Origin of the sequence: Bradyrhizobium sp. ORS 278, from assembly GCF_000026145.1 — a bacterium.
Lineage (GTDB): Bacteria > Pseudomonadota > Alphaproteobacteria > Rhizobiales > Xanthobacteraceae > Bradyrhizobium.
Window position 1 is genome coordinate 270,964 of record NC_009445.1, and the last position, 26,100, is coordinate 297,063.

At 66.3% G+C, this 26,100-nt stretch carries 27 protein-coding genes and 1 tRNA gene; 15 read left to right on the top strand and 13 right to left on the bottom strand.

The window, feature by feature from the left end; genetic code table 11:
* The first annotated feature begins 156 nt into the window (after positions 1-156).
* Together BRADO_RS01215 and BRADO_RS01220 are read left to right on the top strand one after the other, a co-directional pair.
* Positions 157-1,503 (top strand): TAXI family TRAP transporter solute-binding subunit, encoded by a 1,347-nt coding sequence (locus tag BRADO_RS01215; protein WP_011923502.1) that lies wholly within the window; start codon positions 157-159, stop codon positions 1,501-1,503.
* A 122-nt stretch (positions 1,504-1,625) separates the two neighbouring features.
* Positions 1,626-3,197: an alkaline phosphatase gene (locus BRADO_RS01220; protein ID WP_011923503.1), complete on the top strand. Its 1,572-nt coding sequence runs from the start codon at positions 1,626-1,628 to the stop codon at positions 3,195-3,197.
* 21 nt (positions 3,198-3,218) lie between these two features.
* Here BRADO_RS01220 and BRADO_RS01225 read toward each other — a convergent pair whose 3' ends face one another.
* The gene (locus BRADO_RS01225) at positions 3,219-3,593 is read right to left on the bottom strand and encodes a response regulator (RefSeq protein WP_011923504.1); all 375 of its coding nucleotides are present in this window, start codon (positions 3,591-3,593) and stop codon (positions 3,219-3,221) included.
* 167 nt (positions 3,594-3,760) lie between these two features.
* Between BRADO_RS01225 and BRADO_RS01230 the strand changes: the two genes are divergently transcribed.
* The 9 genes from BRADO_RS01230 to BRADO_RS01270 all read left to right on the top strand — a co-directional run bounded on the left by BRADO_RS01230 (position 3,761) and on the right by BRADO_RS01270 (position 12,002).
* Positions 3,761-4,522 (top strand): Crp/Fnr family transcriptional regulator, encoded by a 762-nt coding sequence (locus BRADO_RS01230; RefSeq protein ID WP_011923505.1) that lies wholly within the window; start codon positions 3,761-3,763, stop codon positions 4,520-4,522.
* Between the two features lie 81 nt (positions 4,523-4,603).
* Positions 4,604-5,323 carry a prolipoprotein diacylglyceryl transferase family protein gene (locus tag BRADO_RS01235; RefSeq protein ID WP_011923506.1) on the top strand — a complete coding sequence of 240 codons (720 nt, stop codon included), beginning with the start codon at positions 4,604-4,606 and terminating at the stop codon, positions 5,321-5,323.
* The gene (locus BRADO_RS01240; RefSeq protein ID WP_011923507.1) at positions 5,304-6,716 is read left to right on the top strand and encodes a radical SAM protein; all 1,413 of its coding nucleotides are present in this window, start codon (positions 5,304-5,306) and stop codon (positions 6,714-6,716) included. Before BRADO_RS01235 ends, BRADO_RS01240 begins: the two co-directional genes overlap by 20 nt.
* A complete protein-coding gene (locus BRADO_RS01245; RefSeq protein ID WP_011923508.1) occupies positions 6,713-6,946 on the top strand; it encodes a hypothetical protein in 234 nt (77 codons plus the stop codon). The genes BRADO_RS01240 and BRADO_RS01245 overlap by 4 nt, the downstream gene beginning before the upstream one ends.
* A 221-nt stretch (positions 6,947-7,167) precedes the next feature.
* Positions 7,168-7,404, top strand: a complete 237-nt coding sequence (locus BRADO_RS01250) for a hypothetical protein (protein ID WP_011923509.1) — start codon at positions 7,168-7,170, stop codon at positions 7,402-7,404.
* A complete protein-coding gene (locus tag BRADO_RS01255) occupies positions 7,394-7,663 on the top strand; it encodes a hypothetical protein (RefSeq protein WP_244422949.1) in 270 nt (89 codons plus the stop codon). Before BRADO_RS01250 ends, BRADO_RS01255 begins: the two co-directional genes overlap by 11 nt.
* A 10-nt stretch (positions 7,664-7,673) precedes the next feature.
* Positions 7,674-8,450, top strand: a complete 777-nt coding sequence (locus tag BRADO_RS01260) for a hypothetical protein (RefSeq protein WP_011923511.1) — start codon at positions 7,674-7,676, stop codon at positions 8,448-8,450.
* Between the two features lie 225 nt (positions 8,451-8,675).
* Complete coding sequence (gene typA / locus BRADO_RS01265) at positions 8,676-10,502, top strand: translational GTPase TypA (protein WP_011923512.1); 1,827 nt, start codon at positions 8,676-8,678, stop codon at positions 10,500-10,502.
* A 252-nt stretch (positions 10,503-10,754) separates the two neighbouring features.
* A complete protein-coding gene (locus BRADO_RS01270; protein ID WP_011923513.1) occupies positions 10,755-12,002 on the top strand; it encodes an NAD(P)/FAD-dependent oxidoreductase in 1,248 nt (415 codons plus the stop codon).
* Between the two features lie 149 nt (positions 12,003-12,151).
* On the opposite strand, the gene BRADO_RS01275 is transcribed toward BRADO_RS01270, so the two are convergent.
* The 5 genes from BRADO_RS01275 to BRADO_RS01295 all read right to left on the bottom strand — a co-directional run bounded on the left by BRADO_RS01275 (position 12,152) and on the right by BRADO_RS01295 (position 16,453).
* Complete coding sequence (locus BRADO_RS01275; protein WP_011923514.1) at positions 12,152-13,039, bottom strand: LysR family transcriptional regulator; 888 nt, start codon at positions 13,037-13,039, stop codon at positions 12,152-12,154.
* A gap of 8 nt (positions 13,040-13,047) precedes the next feature.
* Complete coding sequence (locus BRADO_RS01280; RefSeq protein ID WP_083794805.1) at positions 13,048-14,118, bottom strand: YeiH family protein; 1,071 nt, start codon at positions 14,116-14,118, stop codon at positions 13,048-13,050.
* 106 nt (positions 14,119-14,224) lie between these two features.
* A complete protein-coding gene (locus BRADO_RS01285; RefSeq protein ID WP_011923516.1) occupies positions 14,225-14,635 on the bottom strand; it encodes a thiol-disulfide oxidoreductase DCC family protein in 411 nt (136 codons plus the stop codon).
* An 11-nt stretch (positions 14,636-14,646) separates the two neighbouring features.
* Positions 14,647-15,975, bottom strand: coding sequence for an SDR family oxidoreductase (locus BRADO_RS01290; RefSeq protein ID WP_011923517.1), 1,329 nt, complete (start codon positions 15,973-15,975; stop codon positions 14,647-14,649).
* Between the two features lie 10 nt (positions 15,976-15,985).
* Positions 15,986-16,453, bottom strand: coding sequence for a DUF2269 domain-containing protein (locus BRADO_RS01295; protein ID WP_041757258.1), 468 nt, complete (start codon positions 16,451-16,453; stop codon positions 15,986-15,988).
* Between the two features lie 578 nt (positions 16,454-17,031).
* Between BRADO_RS01295 and BRADO_RS01300 the strand changes: the two genes are divergently transcribed.
* The 3 genes from BRADO_RS01300 (at position 17,032) to BRADO_RS01310 (ending at position 19,888) form a co-directional block, all read left to right on the top strand.
* Positions 17,032-17,541, top strand: a complete 510-nt coding sequence (locus BRADO_RS01300) for a GNAT family N-acetyltransferase (protein ID WP_008963902.1) — start codon at positions 17,032-17,034, stop codon at positions 17,539-17,541.
* 203 nt (positions 17,542-17,744) lie between these two features.
* Positions 17,745-18,281, top strand: coding sequence for an inorganic diphosphatase (ppa, locus tag BRADO_RS01305; protein ID WP_011923519.1), 537 nt, complete (start codon positions 17,745-17,747; stop codon positions 18,279-18,281).
* A 119-nt stretch (positions 18,282-18,400) separates the two neighbouring features.
* Positions 18,401-19,888, top strand: coding sequence for a M20 family peptidase (locus BRADO_RS01310; RefSeq protein WP_041755976.1), 1,488 nt, complete (start codon positions 18,401-18,403; stop codon positions 19,886-19,888).
* On the opposite strand, the gene folD is transcribed toward BRADO_RS01310, so the two are convergent.
* From folD to BRADO_RS01325, 3 genes are all read right to left on the bottom strand, one after another.
* Positions 19,885-20,769: a bifunctional methylenetetrahydrofolate dehydrogenase/methenyltetrahydrofolate cyclohydrolase FolD gene (folD, locus tag BRADO_RS01315; protein WP_011923521.1), complete on the bottom strand. Its 885-nt coding sequence runs from the start codon at positions 20,767-20,769 to the stop codon at positions 19,885-19,887. The two genes, BRADO_RS01310 and folD, sit on opposite strands and share 4 nt — an antisense overlap.
* Before the next feature lie 123 nt (positions 20,770-20,892).
* Positions 20,893-21,222: a DUF167 domain-containing protein gene (locus BRADO_RS01320; protein ID WP_011923522.1), complete on the bottom strand. Its 330-nt coding sequence runs from the start codon at positions 21,220-21,222 to the stop codon at positions 20,893-20,895.
* Positions 21,223-21,233: 11 nt separating this feature from the next.
* Positions 21,234-21,524 carry a YggT family protein gene (locus tag BRADO_RS01325; RefSeq protein ID WP_011923523.1) on the bottom strand — a complete coding sequence of 97 codons (291 nt, stop codon included), beginning with the start codon at positions 21,522-21,524 and terminating at the stop codon, positions 21,234-21,236.
* A gap of 224 nt (positions 21,525-21,748) precedes the next feature.
* Here BRADO_RS01325 and BRADO_RS01330 point away from each other — a divergent pair.
* A tRNA-Ala gene (locus BRADO_RS01330) sits at positions 21,749-21,824 on the top strand.
* Between the two features lie 144 nt (positions 21,825-21,968).
* Here BRADO_RS01330 and BRADO_RS01335 read toward each other — a convergent pair.
* From BRADO_RS01335 to BRADO_RS01350, 4 genes are all read right to left on the bottom strand, one after another.
* Positions 21,969-22,778 carry a glutamine amidotransferase gene (locus tag BRADO_RS01335; protein ID WP_041755977.1) on the bottom strand — a complete coding sequence of 270 codons (810 nt, stop codon included), beginning with the start codon at positions 22,776-22,778 and terminating at the stop codon, positions 21,969-21,971.
* Positions 22,779-23,037: 259 nt separating this feature from the next.
* Complete coding sequence (locus BRADO_RS01340) at positions 23,038-23,817, bottom strand: SDR family oxidoreductase (protein WP_011923525.1); 780 nt, start codon at positions 23,815-23,817, stop codon at positions 23,038-23,040.
* A 217-nt stretch (positions 23,818-24,034) separates the two neighbouring features.
* Complete coding sequence (locus BRADO_RS01345) at positions 24,035-24,502, bottom strand: TerB family tellurite resistance protein (protein WP_011923526.1); 468 nt, start codon at positions 24,500-24,502, stop codon at positions 24,035-24,037.
* A gap of 138 nt (positions 24,503-24,640) precedes the next feature.
* The gene (locus BRADO_RS01350; RefSeq protein WP_011923527.1) at positions 24,641-26,017 is read right to left on the bottom strand and encodes a cytochrome P450; all 1,377 of its coding nucleotides are present in this window, start codon (positions 26,015-26,017) and stop codon (positions 24,641-24,643) included.
* Positions 26,018-26,100 lie beyond the last annotated feature (83 nt).

The window sequence follows — 26,100 nt, forward strand, 5'->3', positions numbered from 1 at the left end:
GGGTGGACAAGAAATTTGCTACAGTTTCGGCTTAGCGAAGGACAAGGCCGGATGGAGCCGCACGTGGCGCCGCTCCCGGGCGATCGGATCACCGGAGGATCGGACCTGGCAGACCCGCAGACCACGCCAGCGCAGCGCTCACAGATGCGCCCTGCCGTGTTCATCGTCATCGCCGGGATCCTCGCGATCATCGGCGCGCTGGCGGGTGCGTATTATTTTGCCATGCGTCCGGTGGTGCTGAAGATCGCGGTCGGTCCGCCCAACAGTGACGACCTCAAGGTCGTCCAGGCCCTGACTCAGGCGTTCTCGCAGAATCATGCCTATGTCCGGCTCCGCCCGGTGCCCTCCGAGGGAGCCGCCGAGAGTGGGCAGGCGCTGGCCGCGGGCAAGGTCGATCTCGCGATTATCCGCGGTGATCTCGAGGTGCCAAAGAACGCGCAGGCCGTCGCGACGCTGCGCAAGAACGTCGCCGTGCTGTGGGTGCCCTCGGCTGGCAAGGGCAAGGGCCGCAAGGGCGCCGCCAAGATTACCAAGATCTCGCAGCTGGCGGGCCACAAGGTCGGCATCATCGGCCGGACGCCGGCGAACGCCAATCTGCTGAAGGTGGTGCTGCACCAATATGGCGTCGACCCCGCCAAGGTCGAGATGGTGCAGTTTCCGGCCTCCGAAGCCGCGGAGGCGGTCCGCAGCCAGAAGGCCGACGTCTGGCTCGCCGCCGGTCCGGTCAACAGCAAGATCACGGCGGATGCCATCGCCGCCGCCACCAAGGATGGCGGCGTGCCGACCTTCCTGGCCATCGATTCCGCCGAGGCGATCGCGCAGAACCATCCCGAATACGAAGCGGCGGAGATCCCGGCTGGCGCGTTCGGCGGCTCGCCCGACCGTCCCGAGGACGAGATCAAGACGATCAGCTTCAACCACCATATCGTCGCGCGCAAAGGCCTCGCCGACTCCACCGTCTCGGCGTTCACGCACCAGCTGTTCTCGGTGCGCCAGCAATTGCTGTCGGAATTCCCGCTGGCGGCCAAGATCGAGACGCCCGACACCGACAAGGACGCCGCCATTCCCGCCCATCCCGGCGCAGCGGCCTTCGTCGACGGCGAGGAGAAGACCTTCCTCGACCGCTACAGCGACTACATTTGGTGGGGCCTGATGGCGCTGTCGGCGATGGGCTCCGCCGGCGCCTGGTTTGCCGGCTACCTCAAGCGAGACGAACGCACCATCAACACCTCGCTGCGCGACCGCCTGCTGGAGATGATCTCGATCGCCCGCAAGAGCGACTCGACCGATGAGCTCGATCAGCTCCAGGCCGAGGCCGACGAGATCCTGCGCAACACGCTCACCTGCTTCGAGGACGGCGCCATCGAGCATGCCGCCCTGACCGCCTTCAACATCGCGCTCGAGCAGTTCCATAATGCGGTCGCCGATCGCAAGCTCATCCTGATGAGCATGCCGGCCCATCTGCAGCGCACCGGCGCCCAATTGCGGGCGGCCGGCACCTGAGCCCGTGCAGGCGGGACCTGCACGCTGGCGCGCCCGCTTGTAATTTCAGCGTCATCAATCTTTTCTACGTCTCCTTCGTCTGGCCAGCGCGGGCTCCGCGCGCCATCGACCTGGAGATTCCCATGACCGTTCACATTCCTCGCCCGAACCTCAAACTGTCCCGCCGCCGCTTCCTGTCGACCGCCGCCGGCGCCGGCATCGCGACGCTGTCGATGCCCTATCTGAGCCGCGCCGCCGACCGGCCGCAGATCACGCATGGCGTGCAGTCCGGCGATGTCAGCATGGATGGTGGCGTGGTCTGGGCGCGCGCCGACCGGCCGTCGCAGATGCTGGTCGAGGTCGCCACCACCGAATCGTTCAAGGACGCGCGGAGCTTGCCGCCGATCGCGGCGCTGCCCGAGAGCGACTTCACCGCCAAGATGCTGGTCGACAATCTGCCGAGCGGCCAGGACATCTTCTACCGCGTCAAATTCCGCGATCTCGCGCACGTGTCCGTCGAGAGCGAGCCGGTGGTCGGCCGCTTCCGCACCGCGCCGGGCAACAAGCGCGACGTGTCGTTCGTGTGGGGCGGCGACGTCGCCGGTCAGGGCTGGGGCATCAATCCCGACGATGGCGGCATGTTCACCTTCTCGACGATGAAGAAGCATCGTCCGGACTTCTTCCTGCACTCCGGCGACACCATCTACGCCGACGGTCCGATCAAGTCGGAGGTCAAGCTGCCGGACAACAAGGTCTGGAAGAACCTCACGGTCGAGGAGAAGGCCAAGGTCGCCGAGACGCTCGACGAATTCCGCGCCGCTCACAAGTACAATTTCCTCGACGAGAACGTCCGCGGCTTCAATGCCGAGGTGCCGATCTTCGTGCAGTGGGACGATCACGAGGTGACCAACAACTGGTCGGCCTCGAAGGACCTGCCGGCGGCCTACAAGGAGCGCAACATCCAGCTGCTCGCCGCCCGCGCGGCGCGCGCCTTCCACGAGATGTATCCGATGCGCGAGAGCATCGTCGAGCCGGGCCGGGTGTATCGCACCATCAATTACGGCCCGCATCTCGACGTGTTCGTGCTCGACGAGCGCAGCTATCGCGGCGCCAACGGTGCGAACCTCGAGGACAAATACGGTCCGGCGTCGTACTTCATCGGGCCGGAGCAGATGCGCTGGCTGAAGCAGGCGCTCTTGAACTCACGCGCGACCTGGAAGGTGATCGCTTCCGACATGCCGCTCAGCCTGATCGTCTATGATGACGCCGCCAACAGACGCGGCTCCGAGGCGATCGCCCAGGGCGATGGTCCGGCGCGCGGCCGTGAGCTCGAGATCGCCGAGATCCTGCGCTTCATCAAGACGGCGCCGATCCAGAACACGGTGTGGCTGACCGCCGACGTGCACTACGCCGCGGCGCATTACTACGATCCGAACAAGGCGCAATTCCAGGACTTCGAACCGTTCTGGGAGTTCGTCTCCGGCCCGCTGCATGCCGGCACGTTCGGTCCGAACGAGCTCGACAACACGTTCGGCCCCGAGGTGCGCTTCATCAAGGCGCCCGGCCTCGACAAGCAGAACCTGCCGCCGTCGGCCGGCATGCAGTTCTTCGGTCACGTCAAGATCGACGGCGCCAGCGGCCAGATGACCGTGACCTTGCGCGATCGCGCCGACGTCGCGCTGTGGTCGACCACGCTCGATCCGAAGCTCGCCTGAGGGGGCCTCGCTGCGGCGGCGCTAATCGCGGCGCCGCAGCACCACCTCCAGGGCCTCGGTCGGGCAGGGCTTCGGCAGGCGCGGGCGATCGGAAAACGCCGAGGGCACGCCGTCGGCGCCATAGCCGGTGGAGAATGCGAAGGGAATGCCGAGCGTGTTCAGCCGCTCGGCGATCGCAAAACTCTTCTCGCGCACCAGGCCGACATCGAGCAGCGCGAATTGCGGTGCGCGCTCCTCGATCATGGCAAGCGCTGTGGCGACGTTCGCAGCGACCCTGACGTCGGCCACGCCAAGATCGGTGATGGTATCCTCCAAGCCAAGCGCAATGATCGGGTCGTCCTCGACGACCAGCACATGCTGATAGAGCTCGGGCACGCGGGATTGCGAGCTGGTCATGTGATCTGCGGGGGTTCCAAGGTGAACAGGGCTCCCGCAGCCGGCGCCTCATCGCAAGCACGCTGGCGGGTCCTGGAACCGAAGCCATCATATCGGAGTTCCTGTGTCGGTGCACTTGTGAACACAAGGAGCACGGATCACGCACATGCGTAGCGCGGGGGATCACGATGCTGAGCCAAGGTGTGACGACACTTGCGCGGGAGCGGCCTTACAACAACCTGCTGCGGCGACTGAGCCCGCCCGACTACGCGCTGATCGCGCCGTATCTCGTCGAGGATCAGGCTGCGCCGAACGAGCTGTTGTACCGCCCCGGCGACGACGTGCAGATCGTGCATTTCCCCTGCGGACCGGCGCTGACGTCCTATCTCGTCCCCAATGAGGACGGCCGCGACGTCGAGACGATCCTGGTCGGGCGCGAAGGCGCGGTGGGCGGCATCGTCAGCGAGGGCTTCCTGCCGGCCTATACCCGCATCGTCGTGAAGTTCGGCGGTCCGTTCGCGCGGTTGCCATTGTCGCGACTCGCCGCTGCCAAGCTGCAGTCGAAGACGCTGCGCAACGTGTTCGCGCGCTACGCCGATTGCATGCTGGCGCAGATGTTTCAGTCCACCGCCTGCAACGCCATCCATTCGATCGAGCAGCGCACGGCGAAATGGATCGTCGCGGCGATGGATCGCACCGATGGCGAGCCGATCGTGCCGCTGACGCATGAGCAGCTCGCGACACTGCTCGGCGTTGGCCGCTCCTATGTCAGCCGCGTCGTCCAGACCTTCAGGGCGGAAGGCATCCTCGATACCCGCCGCGGCGCCTTCATGGTGCGCGACTTCGCGGCCTTGAAGCAGCGCTCGTGCCTCTGCAACGAGGCGGTGAAGACCCATTTCGAGGAGGTCCTGCGCGGCGTCTATCCGACTGAGCAGGCCGCTGCGGGCTGATACGAACACGTCATTGCCTTCGGCCTCGGGACCTTGCCATAGTCCGGTTCGCAACCGGGCTGGGAAGGATCTTAAGACGTCATGGACGGCGCCGCTCTCCACGCGATGTTCGATCTCGCCGCATGGCTGAGCGCCGGCGCCGCCGGCTGGTGGCTCACACGCATCGCGGGCGTCAGCTTTCCGAAACAGTCCACGGAATGGCCCTATGTCGCCGCGCTCGTCTTCGGTGCGGGCGTTGGTGCTTATCTCTTCGGCACGCTGAATCTCTGGCTCTCGGGGATGAGCGGCTTGGCGCGCTCCGTCGAGGGCGCACTCACCGGCGGCATCGTTGCCGTCGAGCTGTACAAATGGCGACACGGCATCGCGCTGCGCACCGGCGCCCGCTTTGCGCTGCCGCTGGCTGTCGGCGTCGCCGTCGGCCGCATCGGCTGCTATGCGGCGGGGCTCGACGATTTCACCTATGGCACACCGACGGCGTTGCCCTGGGGGCATGATTTCGGCGACGGCATCTCGCGTCATCCGGTGCAGCTCTACGAGAGTCTGGCGATGGCCGCCTTTGCCGTCGTCTACGTTGCGGCGGTGCTGAGGCGCAGCGAGCCGGTCATCGCCAACGGCTTCTATCTCGCGCTGCTCGTCTACGGGCTGCAGCGATTCGTCTGGGAATTTCTGAAGCCCTACGGGCCCGTGGTCGGCCCGCTCACCCTGTTTCATCTGCTGTCGTTGGCGATCGCGGCCTATGCCGCGGCCATGCTGGCGACGGCGCCGCAACCGAAGGCCCTGCATGAACGCGCCGCTGCGTAAGTCACGTCCCTATGTGTTCTGGGGGCAGACCCAGTCCCTCTGCGAGACCTGCCTCGAGCTGGTGCCGACCAAGATCCAGATCGTCGACAACGAGGTCTGGTACGAGAAGCGCTGCAGGCAGCACGGCGTGCAGACGACGCTGATCTCCGACGATGCCGCCTATTGGCGGCGCTGCAAATCGTTCATCAAGCCGGGCGACACGCCGCTGAGCTTCCAGCGCCGCACGGAATATGGCTGTCCCTATGATTGCGGGCTGTGTCCGGATCATGAGCAGCACTCCTGCCTGGCGCTGATCGAGATCACCGATCACTGCAACCTGACCTGCCCGGTGTGCTTCGCCGAGTCCTCGCCGCAGCGCGCGCATTTCAGTCCGCTCGCGACCGTCGAGCGGATGCTCGATGCGCTGGTGCAGAGCGAGGGCGAGCCGGACCTGGTGCAGATCTCCGGCGGCGAGCCGACGCTGCATCCCGAGTTCTTCGACATCCTGGCCGCAGTGCGTGCGCGCCCGATCCGCCATGTCATGATCAATACCAACGGCCTGCGCATCGCGCGCGAGCCGGACTTCGTCTCCAGACTGGCGGAGACCAAGCGCGGGCTGGAGGTCTATCTGCAGTTCGATTCCCTGTCGCGCGCCGGCCTCACCAATATTCGCGGCGCCGATTTGCGCCGTATCCGGCAGCAGGCGCTCGAGAATTTGGAGCGCGCGGGCATCTCGACCACGCTGGTCGCGACCATCAAGCGCGGCGTCAATGACGACGAGATCGGCGACATCGTCCGCCACGCGCTGCAATGGTCCTGCGTGCGCGGCGTGACCTTGCAGCCGGTGCAGGACGCCGGCCGCAACGCCGATTTCAACAAGGAGACCGATCGCATCATGCTGTCGGAGATCCGCCGCCGCGTGATCGAGACCGGCGTGTTCGGCGACCAGGACATGATCCCGCTGCCGTGCAATCCCGAGAGCATCTCGATCGGCTATGGCCTGCGCAACGGCACGACCGTGTTGCCGCTGACCTCGATGGTACCGCAGGAGGAATTGCTGTCGGTGATGCCGAACACGATCAGTCCGGAAAAATATCCGGTACTGCGCGAAAAATTCGTCGAGCTGTTCTCGCTGTCGTCGGGTCCGCTGAACACCGGCGAGCGCGTCGCCGAATTCCTCTGCTGCCTGCCGTCCGTCCAGGTGCCGGACAATCTCGGCTATGAGCACGTCTTCCGCGTCACCATCGTGCAGTTTCTCGATCGCTTCAATTTCTGCGTCGGCAACGTCAAGCGCTCCTGCATCCATTTCGTCACCGAGCGCGGCGAGATCATCCCGTTCGACACCTACAATCTGTTCTACCGCAACGGCGCCATCGACGGCATCCGTGCGCGACTGGCGGAGGGGCAGACATGAGCGATAAGCCTCCCAGCCTGCCGCCGCGGGCCAAGCGTCATGGCTGCCTGTCGGTACTCATGGTCGTGGGCGGTGTCGTCCTGCTATTGCCCGGGCTATGCGCCGGGCAACTCGCCGTCGGTGCCCTGATCCGTCTGAGCTGGCCTTGGGAGATCACTCCGCTGATCGCGTTTGGGCTGTTGTGCGGCGCAGCCGGTCTCTGGCTGCTTGTCAAGGTTTCTCGGGGGTAATGGGCAGGGCATGAATTTGATCCCGTCGCCCCCGCGGATTCGGGATCAGTCGGACCAGCGGCGTCGTGTTCGACGCGATACTTTCTCGGCTCGCGTGATGTCTTTCCCAATCAGATCACGCGCAGGGACCTCGTCGACCCGATCGGACTGCTGTTCATCGGGGCGGCCGTTGCCGGCGTGGTGCTGATCGTCGCCGCGATCAGGCATGGGCGGAGCCGCTCTTGACGCTGCCGGAGCAGCCTGCACAGCCCGCACCGTGGGGCTGCCTGAGAGTCATCGTGTCGATCCTGCTCCTGCTCATCGGGCTGGTGCTGCTCGCGCCGGGGTTGCTATGCTTGGTCAGCGTACGGAATACACCCGGCCTGTTTGCCGTGTTCGCGCTCGGAGCCATTGTGCTCGGCTTGTTTCTAGTCCTCGCCGCGATCCGCTTAATGAGGCCGTGCCGCCATGGACGATGATCCGTTCAACCGCCGCCCGCCGTTGTCGCCGTTCCTGGAGGAGGTGCGGCGCGCCCGAGCGCCCGCCGGCCTGACGGCGACCATCGGCGCGATCCTCGGCGGCCTGGCCTTGATGTTTCCGTTCGGCTGCGTGATGGCCCTGATGCGCCGCGAGTGGAACGAGTTCGGCGGCCTGTTCGGGCCCGGAGCGATCCTGGCCGGCATGGCCGTCGCGGGACTCGTGATGATCGTGCTGGCGGTCCGCCGCCGTTGGGGCTGAGTCAGGTCACATGTCGTCGCCCGAACGTCCTGGCCCGGATGCAGCCCGTGGCACGCCGCCGCTGCCGAAGGAGCGCTGGAAGGGCCCGCCCGGGGGCATTCCGGACGAGGAGGGGCCGCGCGGCAAAGGCTGTCTCAACCCGCTGATCATGGCCGGCAGCCTGGCGCTGATCGCGTGGGGGCTGTTTGCTGCGATCTACTTCGCTGTCTTCGTTCGCTGGCACATGGGCGGTTACTTCGGCTTCTTTCTCGAGGGCCTGACCGCGTCGGTCGTCGGCGCCGTGGTGATGCTGTCGGCCCGTCACCGCTTGCGCGCCCCCACCCTCGGCCGTCCGGAAGCCGGAACGGCGGCCGCGAGCGGCTGTCTGCCGAGCTTCATGCTGGTTGCCGGCTGCGCGCTGCTGTTGCCGGGCGCCTGTTCGCTGCTGTTCGGACTGAGCGCCATGGGATCGGTCGAGCATATCGGCGATCCCAGTCTGCTGCTCGCGGTCTTCACCCTGGGTGCTGTCGGCATTGCCTCGCTCTGGTGGGTCAGCGCAAGGCCCGCCGGCGTCGCCGGCCCGCTCATGGCCGCCGGGATCGTATTTATGATTCCCGGCCTCTTTCTCGCCGTCTACGGCTTCAGCCGGCTGTACTGGATCAACCAGATGCCGTCCGTGCTGCTGCCGATCGGGCTGCCCGCCGGGGTGATCGGGATCGTCTGCTTCTGGATGGCCTGGCAACGATGGCTGGCGGACGCGTCAGCGGATCCGCTGGCCGTGCCGCCCGGACCCGCTCCTGATTCCTGAAAGCAGTCATTGTTTTTTGGTGTTTTTTGCCTATATTGCGCCGCAACGCGCGAGGTCTGCCCGGTCGATTGGCCGGGCTTCCTATTTGGGGCTGCCGGCCCCTTCCGCCGAACGAGTTTCGCGAGCGCGCGTCGCAAAGCTAACAGCTTGATTTGACTATCATAAAGCGCGCGCCCCGCCGGGGACTGAGCACGGGCTCTTGAGAAAGCTTAGAAGACACCGACCATGAACCTCCGCAACATCGCCATCATCGCCCACGTCGACCACGGCAAGACCACCCTGGTCGACAAGCTCCTGCAGCAGTCCGGTACCTATCGCGAAAACCAGCGCACGGTTGAGCGCGCGATGGATTCCAACGATCTGGAGCGCGAGCGCGGCATCACCATTTTGGCCAAGTGCACCTCGGTGCAATGGCAGGACACCCAGATCAACATCGTCGACACCCCCGGCCACGCCGATTTCGGCGGCGAGGTCGAGCGCATCCTGTCGATGGTCGACGGCGTGATCGTGCTGGTGGACGCCGCCGAAGGCCCGATGCCGCAGACGAAGTTCGTGGTCGGCAAGGCGCTCAAGCTCGGCCTGAAGCCGATCGTCGCCATCAACAAGGTCGACCGCCCCGACGCCCGTATCACCGAGGTCGTCAACGAGGTGTTCGACCTGTTCGCGGCGCTCGACGCCACCGATGAGCAGCTCGATTTCCCGATCCTCTATGGGTCGGGCAAGAACGGCTGGATGGCTACCACGCCAGATGGCTCGCATGAGGACGGCATGAAGCCGCTGTTCGACCTCGTGCTCAAGCACGTGGCGCCCCCGGTGGTCGAGGAAGGTCCGTTCCGGCTGCTCGGCACCATCATCGAGGCCAACAACTATCTCGGCCGTATCATCACCGGCCGCATCGCGTCGGGCTCGGTGAAGCCGAACCAGGCCGTTAAGGTGCTGTCGCGCGACGGCAAGCTGATCGAGACCGGTCGCATCACCAAGATCCTCGCCTTCCGCGGCCTCGAGCGCCAGCCGCTCGACTACGCCGAGGCCGGCGACATCGTCGCCATCGCGGGCCTGACCAAGGGCACCGTGGCCGACACGTTCTGCGATCCCTCGGTTGAGACGCCGCTCCAGGCGCAGCCGATCGATCCGCCGACCGTGTCGATGTCGTTCATCGTCAACAACTCGCCGCTCGCCGGCACCGAGGGCGACAAGGTCACAAGCCGCCTGATCCGCGACCGCCTGCTGCGCGAGGCCGAGGGCAACGTCGCGCTGCGCGTCGTCGAGTCCCAGGACAAGGACGCGATGGAAGTGTCGGGCCGCGGCGAATTGCAGCTGGCGATCCTGATCGAGACCATGCGCCGCGAGGGTTTTGAGCTGTCGGTGTCGCGTCCGCGCGTCGTGTTCGAGAAGGACCCGGCCACCGGCCAGACTCTGGAGCCGATCGAGGAGGTCGTGATCGACGTCGACGAGGAGCATTCCGGCGTCGTCGTGCAGAAGATGAGCGAGCGCAAGGCCGAGCTGATCGAGATGCGCCCCTCCGGCGGCAACCGTCTGCGCCTGGTGTTCTACGCGCCGACCCGCGGCCTGATCGGCTACCAGGGCGAGCTGATGACCGACACCAAGGGCACGGCGATCATGAACCGGCTGTTCCACAACTACATGCCCTACAAGGGCGCGATCCAGGGCCGCCGCAACGGCGTCCTGATCTCCAACGACCAGGGCGAGGCCGTGGCCTACGCCATGTTCAAGCTGGAGGACCGCGGTCCGATGATGATCGAGCCCGGCTGGAAGGTCTACAAGGGCATGATCGTCGGCGAGCATACCCGCGACAACGACCTCGAGATCAACGTGCTGAAGGGCAAGCAGCTCACCAACATCCGCACCACGTCGAAGGACGAGGCCGTCCGCCTCACCCCGCCGATCCGGATGACTCTGGAGAAGGCGTTGGCCTATATCGAGGACGACGAGCTGGTGGAGATTACCCCGAAGTCCATCCGCCTGCGCAAGAAGCACCTCGACCCGAACGAGCGCAAGCGCGCCGAGAAGCAGAAGGAAGCGGTGGCGTAAGCCCGCCGCAGCTTTCGCACTTCGCGGACTGTGAGAGGCATCGCGCCTCCATACTTCGCTGTAGCCTGCTTGAGGGGCGCAGTGCCTCGACACCCTCCGCCGTCATGCCCCGCGCAGGCGGGGCATCCAGTACGCCGCGGCCCCTCGGGGTCACACGCCCGTCTCGGCGTACTGGATCACCCGCCTTCGCGGGTGATGACGGCAGTGGTGAGGTGACAGCCGGGCCTCCATTGTAGGAGCCGCAGCCGCCTCATGAGCAGCCTCCCATCCTCCGTAGACATCGCCATCATCGGCGCCGGTGCCGCCGGCCTCGGCGCCGCGCATGCGCTGAAGAATGCGGGCGTCTCGTTCGTTGTGCTCGAGGGCCGCGACCGCATCGGCGGCCGTGCCCACACCATCATGGCCTCGCCAGAGGTCACCTTCGACCTCGGCTGCGGCTGGCTGCATTCCGCGGACCGCAACTCCTTCGTCGGCATCGCCGAGCAGCTCGCCTTCACCATCGAAAAATCCCGCCCGCCGTGGCGCGACCGCGCCTATGAAGCCGCTTTTTCCCGCGCCGAGCGCGACGATTTCCTCCGCGCGCTGGAGGCCTTCTTCACCCGCACCGCCGCGACCGCGGCGAGCGGCCACGATGCGCCGGCGAGCGTCTGTCTGGAGCCCGGCAATCGCTGGAACGGCATGATCGATGCGATCTGCACCTATCTCAATGGCTGCGAGCTCGACCAGATGTCGCTGCTCGATTTCGAGGCCTATGAGGACACCGAATTGAACTGGCGCATCCGCCGCGGCTATGGCGCGCTGGTGTCGGCTTATGGCGCCGGCCTGCCGATCGCGCTGAACTGCAACGTCACGCTGATCGATCACAGCGACAAGCGCATCCGGCTCACGACGTCACAGGGCACGCTGACCGCCGACAAGGTCATCGTCACCGTCCCGACCAACCTGATCGCCGACGAAGCGCTCCGCTTCACGCCGGCCTTGCCCGACAAGCTCGCCGCCGCTGCCGGCCTGCCGCTCGGCCTCGACAACAAGGTGACGCTGGCGCTCGATGGCTGGGACCACCTGCCGAAGGATTCCGGCCTGCGCGGCCGCAGCAGTACCGCGCGGGTCGGCAGCCTCCAGCTGCGCCCGTTCGGCCAGCCCTGCATCGAAGGATTCTACGGCGGCAGCTTCGCCCGCGAGATCGAGGCGGCCGGCGAGGGCGCCCTCGCGGCGCAGGCGATCGACGACGTCGCGGCGCTGCTCGGCAACGACATCCGCAGGAGCCTCAAGCCGCTCGCCGAGTCCCGCTGGGGCGCCGACCCGTTCGCCCGCGGCGCCTATTCGCACGCGCTTCCCGGCCATGCCGACAAGCGCGCGTTGCTCGCCGCGCCGGTCGATGATCGGCTCTCCTTCGCCGGCGAGGCGACGCCCCCGGATTTCTTCTCGACCGCCCATGGTGCGCGCGACAGCGGAGAGCGCGCGGCAAGAGAAGCACTCGCTTGGCTAGGCAAGCGATAGTCTATCTATCGTCATTGCAAGCGCCGAGCGCCGCGAAGCAATCCAGAGTCACGCAAGCGGTCAGAGTCCTGGATCGCTTCGCTGCGCTCGCGATGACGGAGTGCGTTGATGCACGCGGATCACTCTCCGCGCCGTCGCCGCCAAGGGCCTCAAGCAAACGTCTCCCCCACCATCCGTAGAAACTCCCGCACGGCCTGGGTCTGATGATGCTCCTTGTGTCGGAGGCTGTAGAAAGGCCGCTTCGCCAGCTCGAGATTGGCGACCGCCAGCAGCCCCGCTTTGACCCCCCGCATCACAACCAGCCTTGACAGCACCGTTATGCCCGCGCCCGCCTCGACAGCGCTGCGGACGGCCTCGTTGGACGGCAGCTCGAACGCCACATCGAGCTCACCGGTACGGAGGCCGAACCGGCCGAGCGCCGCTTCGAGGACGGCGCGCGTGCCGGAGCCCTGCTCGCGCAGCACCCAGCGCGCGGCTTTCAGATTGGCGGCCGACACCGAAGCTCCCCGGCACAACGGATGATCGGCCGGGCCCACCAGCACCATCTCGTCTTCCGCGACCGGCTGCGCCGCGAGCAGGGGATCATCGATATCGCCCTCGACGAAGCCGAGATCGGCTGCGCCCTCGCGGACCCGGTCCGCGACCTGCTCGGTATTACCGATCGACAGCTGCAGCCTGATCGCGGGATGCGCGGCGTTGAAGCGGTGAATGAACGCCGGCAGCCAGTAGCCGGCGATGGTCTGGCTCGCCGCCAGCGCGAGCTGCCCGCGCTTCAGTCCGGCGAGATCGTCGAGCACGGTCTCGGCCGCGGCGGTACGCGCGAGCACCGCCTTGGCTTCGACCAGAAACGCTTTGCCGGCCGCCGTGAGCACGATGCGGCGGCCGACGCGATCGAACAGTCTGGTCTGGTAGCGCGCTTCGAGCGCCGCGACAGCTGCCGATGTCGCCGACTGCGTCAGGTTGAGCTCGCGCGCCGCCTGGGTGACGTGCTCGCGCGTGGCGACCGCAACGAAGATCCGCAACTGCTCGAGCGTCACATCGTCTCCTAGGTCGTCAGCTTCACCAAAGCGAGGCTGAAGCTCGCGATGAACAGGAAGGCCGCGAAACCCAGCGCCGCCGGCCGCAGCCCCTTGGCCTTGAGCTTGGCAAAATCCGTCTCCAGTCCCATCGCGGCGAGCGCCGTCGACAGCAGGAAGGTCGTCGCGGTCACGATGATCGTCTTGGCCTCCGCAGGCACCGTGATGACGCTGTTGACGCCGACCAGCGCGACGAAGCCGAGCACGAACCAGGGTAGCGGCGGCTGCGCGCTGCTCTGGCCGCGCCTGCCATGGCACGCCCGTCGCGTCGCCAGCAGGCCGAGCGTCAGGACAACCGGCGCCAGTAACATCACCCGCGCCAGCTTGGCGATGGTGCCGAACTCGCCGGCCTGCTGCCCCTGCTGAAAGGCCGCCGCGACCACCTGAGCGATCTCATGGATCGAGGCGCCGCTCCACAGCCCGAAGGCGTGGGCGTCCAGATGCAGCAAGGCGGGGAGCAGCGGATAGACCACCATCGCAAGCGAGCCGAACACCGTCACGCAGGCGACCGCATAGGCGACGTCCTCATCATGCGCGCGCGTCACCGTGTTGGTCGCGATCACCGCGGACGCGCCGCAGATCGAGGTGCCGGCGGCAATCAGTTCGGTGAGCTTGCGGTCGACGCCGAGCAGCCGGCCCATCCACACCGTGAACAGGAAAGTGCCGGTCAGGCTGAGTGCGATCACGGCGAGCCCGCGCGCGCCGACCTCCACGATGTCAGCCGCCGTCAGTTGCAGGCCTAACAGGATGATCGCGACCCGCAGCACGCGCCGCATCGCGAAGGTGACGCCCGGTCTGGCCTGCGCCGGCGTGCCGACGACATTGTGCAGCGCCATGCCTGCCACGATCGCCAGGATCATCGGGCTGAACATCCCGAGCCCCGGCAGCTGACGCAGCCCGAAGGCGCCCGCTGCGATCGCGGCCGAGAGCGCCAGCCCAGGCAACAGACCGGAGGCACGGAGCGTTGCCGTCGCGCGAGCATGTCCAGAATGAGCAGCGACGGACGCATCGGCAGTCAGATCGTGCGAGGGGGCAGCCATGGAAAACTCTCCTAAACCAGCGGTTAGGAGGAGAATCTCATGCTCTAATCAATCGATCCAACGAATTATACCGTATAATACATTCGTTTCAATCGATCGATCTGGCCTATTGCTCCAGCACGCGTCGACGCAGCTCCGCGTCCGGGACGAAGCAGGATTCGAACTTGCCGAAGATACGGTAGCGATTGCGCGCGATCACGCTGTAGACGGCGTCGCGCAGCGGCTTCGGCACCGCGAACAACGCGCGGGTCCAGCCCCAGCCCTCGAGGTTGGAGAGCACGGTCAGCGCCGCATCGGATTTCAGATGCACCTTGCCGCCATGCACGACGGCGTTGGTGTCCGGCTCCCCGGGATCGATGCCGAACGCTCGTGCGAGGCGGATGCCGTAGGGCGACTGGATCGGCGTGAAGCGGAAGCGCCTGGCGCTGTCGCGCGCGATCACGAACTGCACCCAGCGCGAGCAGAACACGCAGACGCCGTCATAGAGAATCACATCGTCGTCGGGCCAGCTCGTCATGTGCGTCGTCATCAGCGATTGTCCATCATCAAGAGCGCGACCAGCATCAGCACGATCGCAGGTCCCGTCTTCACCAGGGCGCCGAGCGGCTCGAGCCAGAGGTCGGGCGTCAGCACCGCGCATCCCAGCATGTAGCCGAGCGAGACGAAGATGCCCGCAGCGAGGCCGAAAGCCGCCGTTTTGCGGAACGCGATCAACACGCCGACCGAGATGTCCATCATGCTGGTGACCGCTGCGAACGGGACCGCAAATCCCTCCGGCCAGCCGCGCGTGGTCAGGATCGCGGTCGTCGCCGGGAATGAGATGAACAGCGCGATGCCGCCGGAGGCGATCCAGAACAGCACCAGGCTCGCGATCATCAGCGCCTTGACCAGGAACAGCCGCGCGAACCATTTGTCCTGAATGGTCGCGCCGTGCGCGCCGACCGCTTCGCTCAGCGTGGTTGGCGCGATGCCGGTCGCGGCCATCCACGGCGCCGGATCGCCGCGCACGCCGCGGCGCAGCTCGGCGATCGCCGTGGTCCGCATCGGCGGCATCCAGCCGAGCCGGCTGGCGAGGTCCCCGGCGACAGCGCCGAAATCGACCAGCGGCGCCGGCACGGGGAGGCGCGGCCCATCTGTTGTTCCGAAGCTGCGTCGGAACGCGGCGATGACGCCGCCCAGCGTGACGGGCTCCGGCTGCATCAGATCCCAGTTCACCGCGCGCGTGGCGTCCTCATCGAGCGGCCTCGCGGCGAGCCAGGCGACGGTCGCGGCGATGTCCGCCACTGCCACGGGCTGGAACGGTGTCGCCGCGTCCTTGCCCGGCAGGTCGATCGGAAGCGCCGCCAGCGCGCGCAGCATCGCGCTGCCGCCATAGGCCGATGGTGCGATCACGAAGCCCGGACGCAGGATCGCATGCGGAAGGCCTGAAGCCGCGATCAGCCGCTCCGCCTCGCGTTTGGTGGTGGCGAAGGCGGTGCGGTCCTCCTCCGCCGTGCCTGGAATGGAGATGTGAAGGAGGCGCACGCCGCGTCCGCTCGACGGGATCGCGGCGAGCAGCCGCGCCACGAACTGATGATGCACGGCATCCGTGTCGCTGCCCGGACCATCCTGCAGCACGCCGAGGCAGTTGACGATGACATCGATCTCACGCGCGCGGATCAGTCCGGCCAATGCGGCGGCATCGAACGTCATGATCGGCAGCTCGACATCGAGCGATGACACGCGCTGTGACGCAGAGAACGCGCGCGCCACGCCGATCGTCGCAAATCCGCGCCGGCGCAGGTCGTCGGTGACGAAGCGGCCGATCAGCCCCGAGGCGCCGAGCACGAGGATGCGCGAGGTGGCAGACGCGATCATGCAAATTCCTTTAGAACGGCTTCGCGATCATCAGCCAGAGAATGGCCATGACCGAGCCGAAGCCGGGGATGCCGCACAGGAACCAGCGGCGGAAAACGGTGAAATAGCGCGGTGTCAGCTTCTCGGTCCTGCTATCGGCAGCGCGCGCGAGATCGCGCAGCTCGATCTGCATGAAGACCACGGCCACCCAGAACAGGCCGGCGACGACATACAGCACGAGCGAGGTGAGCAGCCAGCCATCGGTAACGGCTGCGGACGACAGCCACATCAAGGCGCCGCCGGTCACGGGCTGCAGCAACACCGCCGACAGCGTGAACAGCATGTCCGCGATCACCACGACGCCAGCCGTCCGCGCGATGAACGCGGCCTCGCCGCTGAGATGCGCCATCAGCATGAAGAACGCGATCCCCGTGCCGGTGCCGAGAATGACGATGGCGCCGAGCACGTGCAGATATTTGACCAGGAAATACACCGTCATCATGGTCCTGTTAGTTCGCTGGCCTCGCGCCGCCCGATCGCTGCAACGGTGGATCCGCGAGCGCACGGGGCAGGGCGTCCGAAGCCGTCGCGACGTCGGTGTCCTGTTCGGGCAGCCAATGGCCCTCAGTGCCAAAAGCAGGCCGCCCTTGGAAGGTCGTATCGTCGCCGGCCGCTCTGAATTCTTTGGTGAGCGGTTGCGACACCGTTGGCGGAAAGGAGCTGTCGCTGCCGCGCGGCTTCACGCCCGACGGAGACTCGGCCAAACGGCTGCGCCGACGCGTCCGACCGTGTCAGAAAGAGCGGAATCAACCACGAGACGCTGCGACGCAGCACCATTCAGTCGCACGGGAAGATGTTGAGCCAGCGCCACACTAGCCGGCGCCGCCGCGACTCAGTTGCAGTTTTTCGTTCGACCTGTGAACGCGCGGTGACATGGCACCGCCAGCCCTCGACATTGTTGCGAATTTGTACCTTTTCGGCACAGGTTTCCGCCGCTGTGATGCCGAAAGTCCACAGGTTAACCGATCTTTAACGTGGCACCTTGAAGGCGGACCGCCGACTTGCTTTGATCCGCTCATGAGCACAACCCTGATCGAAGTCCGTCCGGCCAAGGCTGCAGATGCGGCTGCGGTGGCGTCAGCCCATGACGAAGCTTGGCGTTCCGCCTACCAGGGTATCATCCCTGGCGCAGAGCTGGAGAAGCTGATCAACCGGCGCGGCCCCCAATGGTGGGACAGCGCGATCCGCAAAGGCAGCCGCGTCAGCGTGCTGGTGTTCAACGACAAGGTCGCAGGCTATGCGAATTACGGCCGCAACCGCGCCCGCAGCCTGCACTTCGACGGCGAAGTCTACGAGCTTTATCTGCGACCGGAATTTCAGGGGCTGGGGTTCGGTCGCCGGCTCTTCCAGGCGGCCAAGCGCGATCTCGCGCAGAGCGGCCTGAAGAGCATGGTGGTGTGGGCGTTGTCCGACAATGACCCTGCCACCGAGTTTTACCGCGCATTGGGCGGCCGCATGGTCGCGCGGTCGTCGGAGCGCTTCGGGCCGAAGTCGCTCGACAAGGTCGCCTTCGCCTGGACCAATTGACATCCGGCGGATCAAAGCTCTGGACGCGTTAAGCGTTAACGCGTCAGCGAATTGAACTGAAGGTTTCAGCATGAGCTAGCAGTTGCGCGGCCGCGATTTTTTTGCGACTGCGAATGCAAGCGCTCATCTCGCGAGCGTCTGACCCGCAAGGGTCAAATCCTCAAGGGCCAAATCCTCAAACGTTCAAGTTCCACGGAGCATCCATGCGCATCGACGCCATTCCGATCGGGAAAGATCCGCCGCGCGAGGTCAATGTCGTCATCGAGGTCCCGGTCGGCGGCGAGCCGATCAAGTACGAGCTCGACAAGGAAGCTGGCACGCTGTTCGTCGACCGCTTCCTCTATACGGCGATGCGCTACCCCGGCAATTACGGCTTCATTCCGCACACGCTGTCGAACGACGGCGACCCCTGCGACGTGCTGGTGGCCAACACCCGCGCGATCGTGCCCGGCGCGGTTATGAGCGTGCGCCCGGTCGGCGTGCTGCTGATGGAGGACGAGGCCGGCGGCGATGAGAAGATCATCGCGGTGCCGTCCTCCAAGCTGACCCAGCGCTATGACAAGGTTCGCACCTATTCGGACCTGCCGGACATCACGCTGCAGCAGATCCAGCACTTCTACGAGCACTACAAGGATCTCGAGCCCGGCAAATGGGTGAAGGTGCTGCGCTGGGGCAATGCCGACGACGCCCATCAGCTGATCGCCGAAGGCATCGCCCGCGCCAAGGCGGCGAAGAAGTAGGGGTCGTTCGCGCGCCGCGCCTCGCGGTTCGCGGCGATGGAGTTTCGATCCCGCCCCGATGCGGTTTCACGGCGCCGTAGGTCTGATCTGCGGCGCCGTCTTGTTTGGGAGCTTCTGCGATGCGCCGGCTGCTCAGGATCGTTCGAGCCGTTGTCCTTCTCATCCTCGCGGTGGGCGCGGCGCTGCTTGCGGTCGTGCTCGTCAACACGTTTCGCCAGGGATCCCGGCAGCTCGAGGTGGCAGCGCTGCCGAAGGCCAGCGTCGATCAAGCGGCCGCCGCGCAGCGGCTCGCGGAGGCGGTTCGTTTTCGCACGGTCTCGAGCCCCGATGATCCCGAGCTGAACGCCGAGGCTTTCGCGGCGCTCAGAGCGCATATCGAAGCAAGCTTTCCGGCCTTCCATACGGCCGCGGCTCAGGAGGTCGTGGCCGGGCACAGCCTGCTGTACACGTGGCGAGGCAGCGACACGTCGGCGAAGCCGATCGCACTTCTCGCCCATCAGGACGTGGTGCCGATCGCGCCAGGCACCGAGCCCGATTGGGCCGTGCCGCCCTTTGCCGGTGTCATCAAGGAGGGCTTCGTCTGGGGCCGCGGCGCCTGGGACGACAAGGGCAATCTGTATGCGATGCTCGAGGCGGCCGAAGCGCTGATCAAGGCCGGCTTCAAGCCGAGGCGCACGATCTATTTCGCCTTCGGCCACGACGAGGAGGTCGGCGGCGTCAGAGGCGCCAAGGCCATGTCGGCTATCCTCGCGGCTCGCAACGTTCGACTGGACTTCGTCATCGATGAGGGCCTCCTGATCTCGGAGGGCGGCATCAAGGGCCTCGACAAGCCTGCCGCGCTGGTCGGTGTCGCCGAGAAGGGCTATGCGAGCCTGGTGCTGACCGCCAAGGCCACCCCCGGCCATTCCTCGATGCCGCCGCGGGACACGGCGATCGGCATGATGAGCGCGGCACTGGCCAAGCTCGAGGCCAACCGGCTGCCGATGCGAATCGACGGCACGGTCGGCGAGATGTTCGCCGCGCTGGCGCCGGAAATGAGCGGTATCAACCGCGCCGTGCTGTCCAATCTCTGGCTGACCAAGCCGCTGCTGTTCAGCGAGTTCGCCAAGAGCGGACCGGCCGAGGCGATGGTGCGCACGACGACCGCGCTGACCATCTTCAACGCCGGCGACAAGGACAATGTGCTCCCGGGCAACGCCTCAGCCACCGTGAATTTCCGACTGCTGCCAGGTGACACCGAGGCTGGGATCATCGATCACATCAGGCAGACCGTGGCCAACGACCGCATCTCGATCTCAGCCTTGCGCGGCAACCGCGAGCCGCCGCTGGTCACCTCGACCGCCAGCCCGGCCTATCAGCTCGTCAACCGCACCATTCGCGAGATCTTCAATGATGCGGTGGTGGCGCCCGGCCTGATGATCGCCGGCACCGATTCGAGCCACTATGCGGGCATCGCCGACAGCATCTTCCGCTTCTCGCCGCTGCGCGCGACGACGGAGGATCTCAAGCGCTTTCACGGCACCAATGAGCGGCTGTCGGTCGAAGGCTATGGCGACATGATCCGCTTCTATCGGCGGCTGCTGGAGACAGCCGCTGGTCCGGCCTAGACCGAAGGCTTCGGCAACCCGGCGATGGCGCAGGCCGCGCGCAGCGTGTTCACCAGCAGGCAGGCCACCGTCATCTGGCCGACGCCGCCCGGCACCGGCGTGATCGCGCCGGCGACTTCAGCGACCTCGGCATAGGCGACATCCCCGACCAGCCTGGTCTTGCCCTCAGGCGTCGGAATGCGGTTGATGCCGACGTCGATCACGGTCGCGCCCGGCTTGATCCAGTCGCGCTTCACCATCTCCGGACGGCCGACCGCCGCATAGACGAGATCGGCGCGCGCAGTCAGCGCCGGCAGATCGCGCGAGCGCGAATGGGCGATCGTGACAGTGGCGTTCTCGTTCAGAAGCAGCTGCACCAGGGGGCGGCCGACCAGGTTGGAGCGGCCGATGACGATCGCATTCATGCCCTCCAGCGAGGCATGCACGGTCTTGCTGAGGATGATGCAGCCGAGCGGCGTGCACGGCGCCAGCGCCGGCTGGCCGCCGGCGAGCCGGCCGGCATTGTGCGGATGTAGGCCGTCGACATCCTTGGCCGGGTCGATGGCATTGATCACGGCCTCGGTGTCCAACCCTTTCGGCAGCGGCAGCTGCACCAGGATGCCATGCACCGAGGGGTCCTGATTGAGCTTCGAGATCAGCGCCAGCAGCTCAGCCTGAGCGACGTCGGCCGGCAGCTTGTGCTCGAACGAAGCCATGCCAGCGGCCTGGGTCTGGGTGTGCTTGCTGCGGACGTAAACCTCGGAGGCCGGGTCGTTGCCGACCAGCACCACCGCAAGCCCCGGCGTCAGGCCAAGGTCGTGCTTGACCCGCTCCACCTCCCGCGCGACCTGCGCGCGCAGGTCGGCCGCGATGATCTTCCCGTCGATGATGCGTGCGGTCATGCGTGGTCCCCTCGTCGCAGCGCCTATTCAGTTCGTCGACAGCAAGATCGCTGCCGCAGGCTCCCGCCTCTCCAGGGGAGGGTGTGGACCACGGCTGGCAAGACGGCAAGCTTCGGGCTGTCGCTATGTCCGGGTCGGCTTATGGACTGCGATGAGGTCGCGCAAGGCCAGATCGAGCGCCAACGCGTCGCCGTCGATCGCCACCTGCTTCAGCCGCGACGTCGTGCCGGAGGTGATTCGCACCGCCTTCTTGGTCACGCCGATCGCCTTGGCCAGAAGTTCGGTCACGGCGCGATTCGCCTCGCCGCCATCGGCGATCGCGCGCACGCGGACCTTCAGGACGCTGCGGCCGTCGGACAGCGTCTCGATGCCGTCAATTGCGTCGCGGCCGCCGCGCGGGGTCACGCGCAGGGCGACGGTCAGCCCGCCCGTCGCTGCGCGCCAGGGCTCCATCGCGAGCGCGATCAGAAGACGTTGGGATAGATGTAGTAGGTGATCACGCGCTGGATCAGCATGATGATCAGGATCAGGATGATCGGCGAGATGTCGAGGCCGCCGAGGTTCGGCAGCATGCGCCGGATCGGCGCCAGCACCGGCTCGGTGATTCGGTACAGAAACTCGGCGACCGCCGACACGAACTGATTGCGTGTGTTGACGACATTGAAGGCGATCAGCCAGGACAAGATCGCCGAGGCGATCAGCAGCCAGACATAGAGGTCGAGAACGATCAGAACGATGTCGAGAACGGCACGCATGCGGGTCCACTCGGGGGCGAGGTCGCGGATTCGACCTGGATTGTGGGGTAGATATCGGTTCCCCCCCGTCCAAACAAGGGAAGCTCCCCGTCAAGGCTAATGGCCGATGTGAGCGTTCTTGACTTGACCGGTTCACCGCCTGTAAATGGCGCCCATTCTGGCGGCCGCCTTCCCAATTCATGCGGCCGCATGACCAAGCCGTCGGACTGTCAAGGTCGTGACTTGGGGCCATAGCTCAGCTGGGAGAGCGCATCGTTCGCAATGATGAGGTCGGCGGTTCGATCCCGCCTGGCTCCACCACGCTTCGCGCTCCGGGCTGCGCGTGGCGCAGCTACGCAACAGCCCCAAGGGCGAGGCGTGGTGCCCGGCGTAGCCACTTGGCGAAGCCGGGCTGACACAGAGTTATCGAGTTAACCACCCACCGACTGTCCGAAGACGCGACTTTTACTCCGCTGCCTCGGCCATCGCCGCGACCGGCTGCCGGGCCAGCCATCCATCCAGGAAATGCTTCAGCCAAACCCGTTCCGCAGCATCATGCACGGCGCGGCCTTCAAAATGATGGTGGCGCGGGCAGGCGCCCGGCGTGTCCAGCCGCGCATGACCGCGCGTGGTCCAGCGGCACATCATCGCGTAGGTCACATCAGGGTGGAACTGCAGCCCGGTGGCGTTGCCGTATTGATAGGCCTGGACCGGGAAGTCGACGCCCTCGGCGAGCAGGTCGGCGCCGGAAGGCAGGTCGAAACCTTCGCGGTGCCAGTGATAGACATTGTCGGGCCAATGCGGGCAGAGCCTCTTGCCGGCGCGCGTCGGGCGGATCGGGTAGTAGCCGATCTCGGCACGCCCTTGCGGATGCGGTGCGACCTTGGCGCCGAGCTGGATCGCCAGCATCTGCGCCCCCAGGCAGATCCCGAGGAACGGCCGCTGCTCGCGCAACGGCACCTCGATCCAGTCGATCTCGCGCCGGACGAAATCGTCGGGATCGTTGGCGCTCATCGGCCCGCCGAAGATCACGGCGCCCGAATGCTCGGCCAGCGTCTTCGGCAGCGGATCGCCGAAGCGTGGCCGGCGGATGTCCAGCCGGTAGCCCCGCGCGCGCAGCGCGTTGCCGATCCGCCCGGGGCTCGAGGTTTCCTGGTGCAGGATGATGAGCACGGGCCGCCGCGGCGCAGCTGCCGCAGCCGGCGTGGACAACAGGGGCCGAACGTCCGCCTTGGCGGTCCCGTTCGAGTCGAGCGAAGGGTCTGGCCTGAGCATCACCTGGCGATCATAGCTAAACGAAGGTTAACGGGGGGTGAGCAAGTCCACATCGTGAAAGCAAGCACCGGGCCAGCAAGCCCAATTTGCTCCGCGCAAGGAATACGCTGCGCGCCGTTTCGTGACAGCCGAAGGTTATCGGCCGCGGCGCAAACGCAGCACGAAGAATCTCGTATCGTTTCGGGCCTGTGCGATGCGCCGCAGACAAAGCCGACATCTGGGACCGTCATGTCGCGACCGCGACGCGCGACGCCGGACGTCAGCTGCGCTTGAGCTGCAGCCGGCCGACCGCGTCCAGGATGAAGCCCCGGGGAAACCAGCGCAGCAGGAACGGCACGATCTTGATGCCGATTCCGGGCAGCACGACGCGCTTGTCGGCCATCAGGCCACGATAGCCGGCCTCGGCGACCGCCTTCGGCGGCACGTTGAGGATCACCGAATCGACGCCGGGCTTGAAGCCGGCGCGGTCCTGAAACTCCGATGGCACCGGCCCCGGGCACAGCACCGTGACGCGAACGCCATGCGGCGCGAGCTCCTTGCGCAGCGCCTCGGTGAAGGAGATCACATAGGCCTTGGAGGCGTAATAGACCGCCATGCCCGGTCCCGGCAGGAAGCCGGCCACCGAGCCGAGATTGAGGATGCCGCCCTTGTTGCGGATCAGCTGGTCGGAGAAGCGCAGCGACAGCTCGGTGAGCGCGCGCACATTGACCGCGATCATGTCGAGCTGCTCGGTGCGGTCGAGCTGCACCGCCTTGCCGAACAGGCCGAAGCCGGCATTGTTGACGAGATATTCCAGCTCGACTCCAGCCGCCGACAGCGCCGCCTCGATGGTCGCGCCAGCGTTGGGCGAGGTCAGATCGCAGGGGATCACGAGCGGCGCCGGGGCTCCTTTGGCGCTGATCTCGGCGGCGAGCGCAGCCAGGCGGTCCTCGCGGCGCGCCGTGAGCGCCAAACGGTGCCCATTGGCGGCGAACACGCGGGCCAGCTCGGTCCCGATACCCGACGACGCACCTGTTACGAGCGTGACACCTTCACCCACGATCCCGGCTCTTTGATCACATTCTGAACATTATCCGATCGCGGCGGACGAGAGCATAGGCAGACAGGAACATGCAAGCTGCCGCAGAATGCAGCCTGTCGTTGGATTAACTGGATAGGCCTAGGATTCACATAGGTTTAGGTGAACGGAGGATGCCAGAAACAAAATTAAAGTTTGTTCATCTCGGCACTTTTGCCGGTTCCATGATGCCGCCGGCTCAGGCCGGGTTGTCCGGCCGGCGCGCCGCCACCCGGTGCTTCAGGTCGATCCGGTCGCGGGTCGGGATGCCGAGCAGCTCCGAGGCGCGCCAAACCACATTGTCCTCGAACTCGGTCACCTTGCCGTCGGCATAGACCAGCTCCCACATCATCTCGACGATGCGCAGGCGCCCGGCCTCATTGACCTCGCGCATGATCACGCTGGTGAAGCGGTAGAGATCCACCGCTTCGCCCTCGGCCAGCATGGCCTGCGCGATCAGCCGGTCGGCGCTGCCGTGGTCCAGCCCGAAGCGCAGCTCGATCAGGCCGTGCAGCTTGCGGCGCTCGGCCTCGCTCGGCTCGCCGTCCAGCGAGATGACATGGATCAGCAGCGCGGTGGCCGCCAGCTGGTAGCCATTGTCGTCGAACGCCGGCGTCTCCTGCGGAGAAACAACGTCGGCGATGAATTGGCGCAATCCTTCGAGCATGGCGTCCTTCGCGCTGCTGCCTCGGGTCCTCAGCCGGCCCGCTTCTTCTATATGCGAACCAGTGTCGGATCCGGCAATCCGCCGGATCGCGCGGAGCGCATGACATTTCGGTAAATTGGGTCGGCCAGCATCCGCCGCTCAGCGCGGCGTGATCCTGAACAGTGGTGAACGGTCGGGCTGCGTCGTCACCACGCCGACCGGCATGACCGGCGCGGGATCGACCAGCTCGATCCGGAAGGCGGCAACCAGGCGCGCCAGCGCCAGCACCGCTTCGACGAGCGCGAAATGAGCCCCGATGCAGACGCGGGCGCCGGCGCCGAACGGCAGATAGGCGAACCGCTCCGGTGGCGGCGCGCCCGGCAGGAATCGCTCGGGCATGAAGGCGTTGGGCGACCGCCACAGCCGCTCGTGCCGGTGCAGGAGCCAGGGCGAGATCAGGACCACGTCGCCGCGCTTGACCTCGAATGCGGCGATCTGGTCAGGGCCGCTGGCCGCGCGCGCGATCAGGAAGGCCGGCGGATACAGCCGCACCGTCTCGTCCATCACGGCGCGGGTGAACGGCAGCAGATCCGGATTGCTGAGATCGGTCGCGGCCTGCGCCTCCTGCGCCAGCTTCTCCTGGTTGGCCGGGTCGAGCGCGATCAGATACAGCGCCCAGAACAGCGCGGTGGCCGTGGTCTCGTGGCCGGCGAGGATCATGGTCGCGACCTCGTCGGCGAGCTGCGCGTCGGTGAACGCCGCGCCGGTTTCCGGATCGCGCGCCGCGCCCATCAAATCGAACAGGTCGCGCGGCGGCGCGTCCTCGCGCTTGCCGGCGGCGCGGCGCTCGGCCATCAACATGCCGACGAAGTCGGTCCAGCGCTTGCGGAAGCGACGTCGCGCAAAATCGCGCGGCGTCGGCCAGGACAGCGGCAGCACGATGTCGAGCAGATGCGGACTTGCCAGCCGCTCGCCATATTCGAACACGAAATCGCGCAAGGTCGCGCCATGGCGGCCCATCTCGAACGAGAACATCGTTCGGCCCGCGATGTCGAGCGTCATCCGCTGCATGATCTCGCGCAGATCGAGCGGCTGGCCGCATTGCTGCTGCAGCCGGGCGACGGTCTCCTCGGTCACCGCGACCATGTGCGGAATCAGGCCCGAGACCGCGCGCGGCGTGAACGCCGGCGCCAGGGTGCGGCGCTGGTGCTTCCATGCCTTGCCCTCGGCGATCAGCAGGCCTTCGCCGAGCACCGGCCGCAGCACGCGGATGGCGCCGACGGTACGGGCATAGTTCTCCCAATTGTCGACCAGCACATGCTTGATGGTCTCGGGCGTGTTCAGGATGTAGCTCGAGCTGCCGAAGAAGCGGCCGTGGACGATCTCGTCCTCGTAGGCGCGCTGGCTCCAGGTCGAGATCGCATTCTCGCCCATCATCAGCACGCGGCGCAGCGCGCCCATGCTGTCCGGCGCGCGTGGCGGCATCGGCGGAACCAGGGGCGATCGGGGCAGATAGTGGACGTCGGCGGTGCTCATTCGCGGCCTCTTGATCCCAGTTCGTGCAGCCGATGACCGAACAGCGATCTCGAGGCAGCGTTCGCAAACGCGCCGACGCAGCG

Coding starts and splice junctions, on each gene's coding strand:
- BRADO_RS01220 (WP_011923503.1), top strand. CDS start 1,626: ATGACCGTTCACATTCCTCGCCCGAACCTCAAACTGTCCCGCCGCCGC.
- BRADO_RS01225 (WP_011923504.1), bottom strand. CDS start 3,593: ATGACCAGCTCGCAATCCCGCGTGCCCGAGCTCTATCAGCATGTGCTG.
- BRADO_RS01230 (WP_011923505.1), top strand. CDS start 3,761: ATGCTGAGCCAAGGTGTGACGACACTTGCGCGGGAGCGGCCTTACAAC.
- BRADO_RS01235 (WP_011923506.1), top strand. CDS start 4,604: ATGGACGGCGCCGCTCTCCACGCGATGTTCGATCTCGCCGCATGGCTG.
- BRADO_RS01240 (WP_011923507.1), top strand. CDS start 5,304: ATGAACGCGCCGCTGCGTAAGTCACGTCCCTATGTGTTCTGGGGGCAG.
- BRADO_RS01245 (WP_011923508.1), top strand. CDS start 6,713: ATGAGCGATAAGCCTCCCAGCCTGCCGCCGCGGGCCAAGCGTCATGGC.
- BRADO_RS01255 (WP_244422949.1), top strand. CDS start 7,394: ATGGACGATGATCCGTTCAACCGCCGCCCGCCGTTGTCGCCGTTCCTG.
- BRADO_RS01260 (WP_011923511.1), top strand. CDS start 7,674: ATGTCGTCGCCCGAACGTCCTGGCCCGGATGCAGCCCGTGGCACGCCG.
- typA (WP_011923512.1), top strand. CDS start 8,676: ATGAACCTCCGCAACATCGCCATCATCGCCCACGTCGACCACGGCAAG.
- BRADO_RS01270 (WP_011923513.1), top strand. CDS start 10,755: ATGAGCAGCCTCCCATCCTCCGTAGACATCGCCATCATCGGCGCCGGT.
- BRADO_RS01280 (WP_083794805.1), bottom strand. CDS start 14,118: ATGGCTGCCCCCTCGCACGATCTGACTGCCGATGCGTCCGTCGCTGCT.
- BRADO_RS01285 (WP_011923516.1), bottom strand. CDS start 14,635: ATGACGAGCTGGCCCGACGACGATGTGATTCTCTATGACGGCGTCTGC.
- BRADO_RS01290 (WP_011923517.1), bottom strand. CDS start 15,975: ATGATCGCGTCTGCCACCTCGCGCATCCTCGTGCTCGGCGCCTCGGGG.
- BRADO_RS01295 (WP_041757258.1), bottom strand. CDS start 16,453: ATGACGGTGTATTTCCTGGTCAAATATCTGCACGTGCTCGGCGCCATC.
- BRADO_RS01300 (WP_008963902.1), top strand. CDS start 17,032: ATGAGCACAACCCTGATCGAAGTCCGTCCGGCCAAGGCTGCAGATGCG.
- ppa (WP_011923519.1), top strand. CDS start 17,745: ATGCGCATCGACGCCATTCCGATCGGGAAAGATCCGCCGCGCGAGGTC.
- BRADO_RS01310 (WP_041755976.1), top strand. CDS start 18,401: ATGCGCCGGCTGCTCAGGATCGTTCGAGCCGTTGTCCTTCTCATCCTC.
- folD (WP_011923521.1), bottom strand. CDS start 20,769: ATGACCGCACGCATCATCGACGGGAAGATCATCGCGGCCGACCTGCGC.
- BRADO_RS01320 (WP_011923522.1), bottom strand. CDS start 21,222: ATGGAGCCCTGGCGCGCAGCGACGGGCGGGCTGACCGTCGCCCTGCGC.
- BRADO_RS01325 (WP_011923523.1), bottom strand. CDS start 21,524: ATGCGTGCCGTTCTCGACATCGTTCTGATCGTTCTCGACCTCTATGTC.
- BRADO_RS01335 (WP_041755977.1), bottom strand. CDS start 22,778: ATGCTCAGGCCAGACCCTTCGCTCGACTCGAACGGGACCGCCAAGGCG.
- BRADO_RS01345 (WP_011923526.1), bottom strand. CDS start 24,502: ATGCTCGAAGGATTGCGCCAATTCATCGCCGACGTTGTTTCTCCGCAG.
- BRADO_RS01350 (WP_011923527.1), bottom strand. CDS start 26,017: ATGAGCACCGCCGACGTCCACTATCTGCCCCGATCGCCCCTGGTTCCG.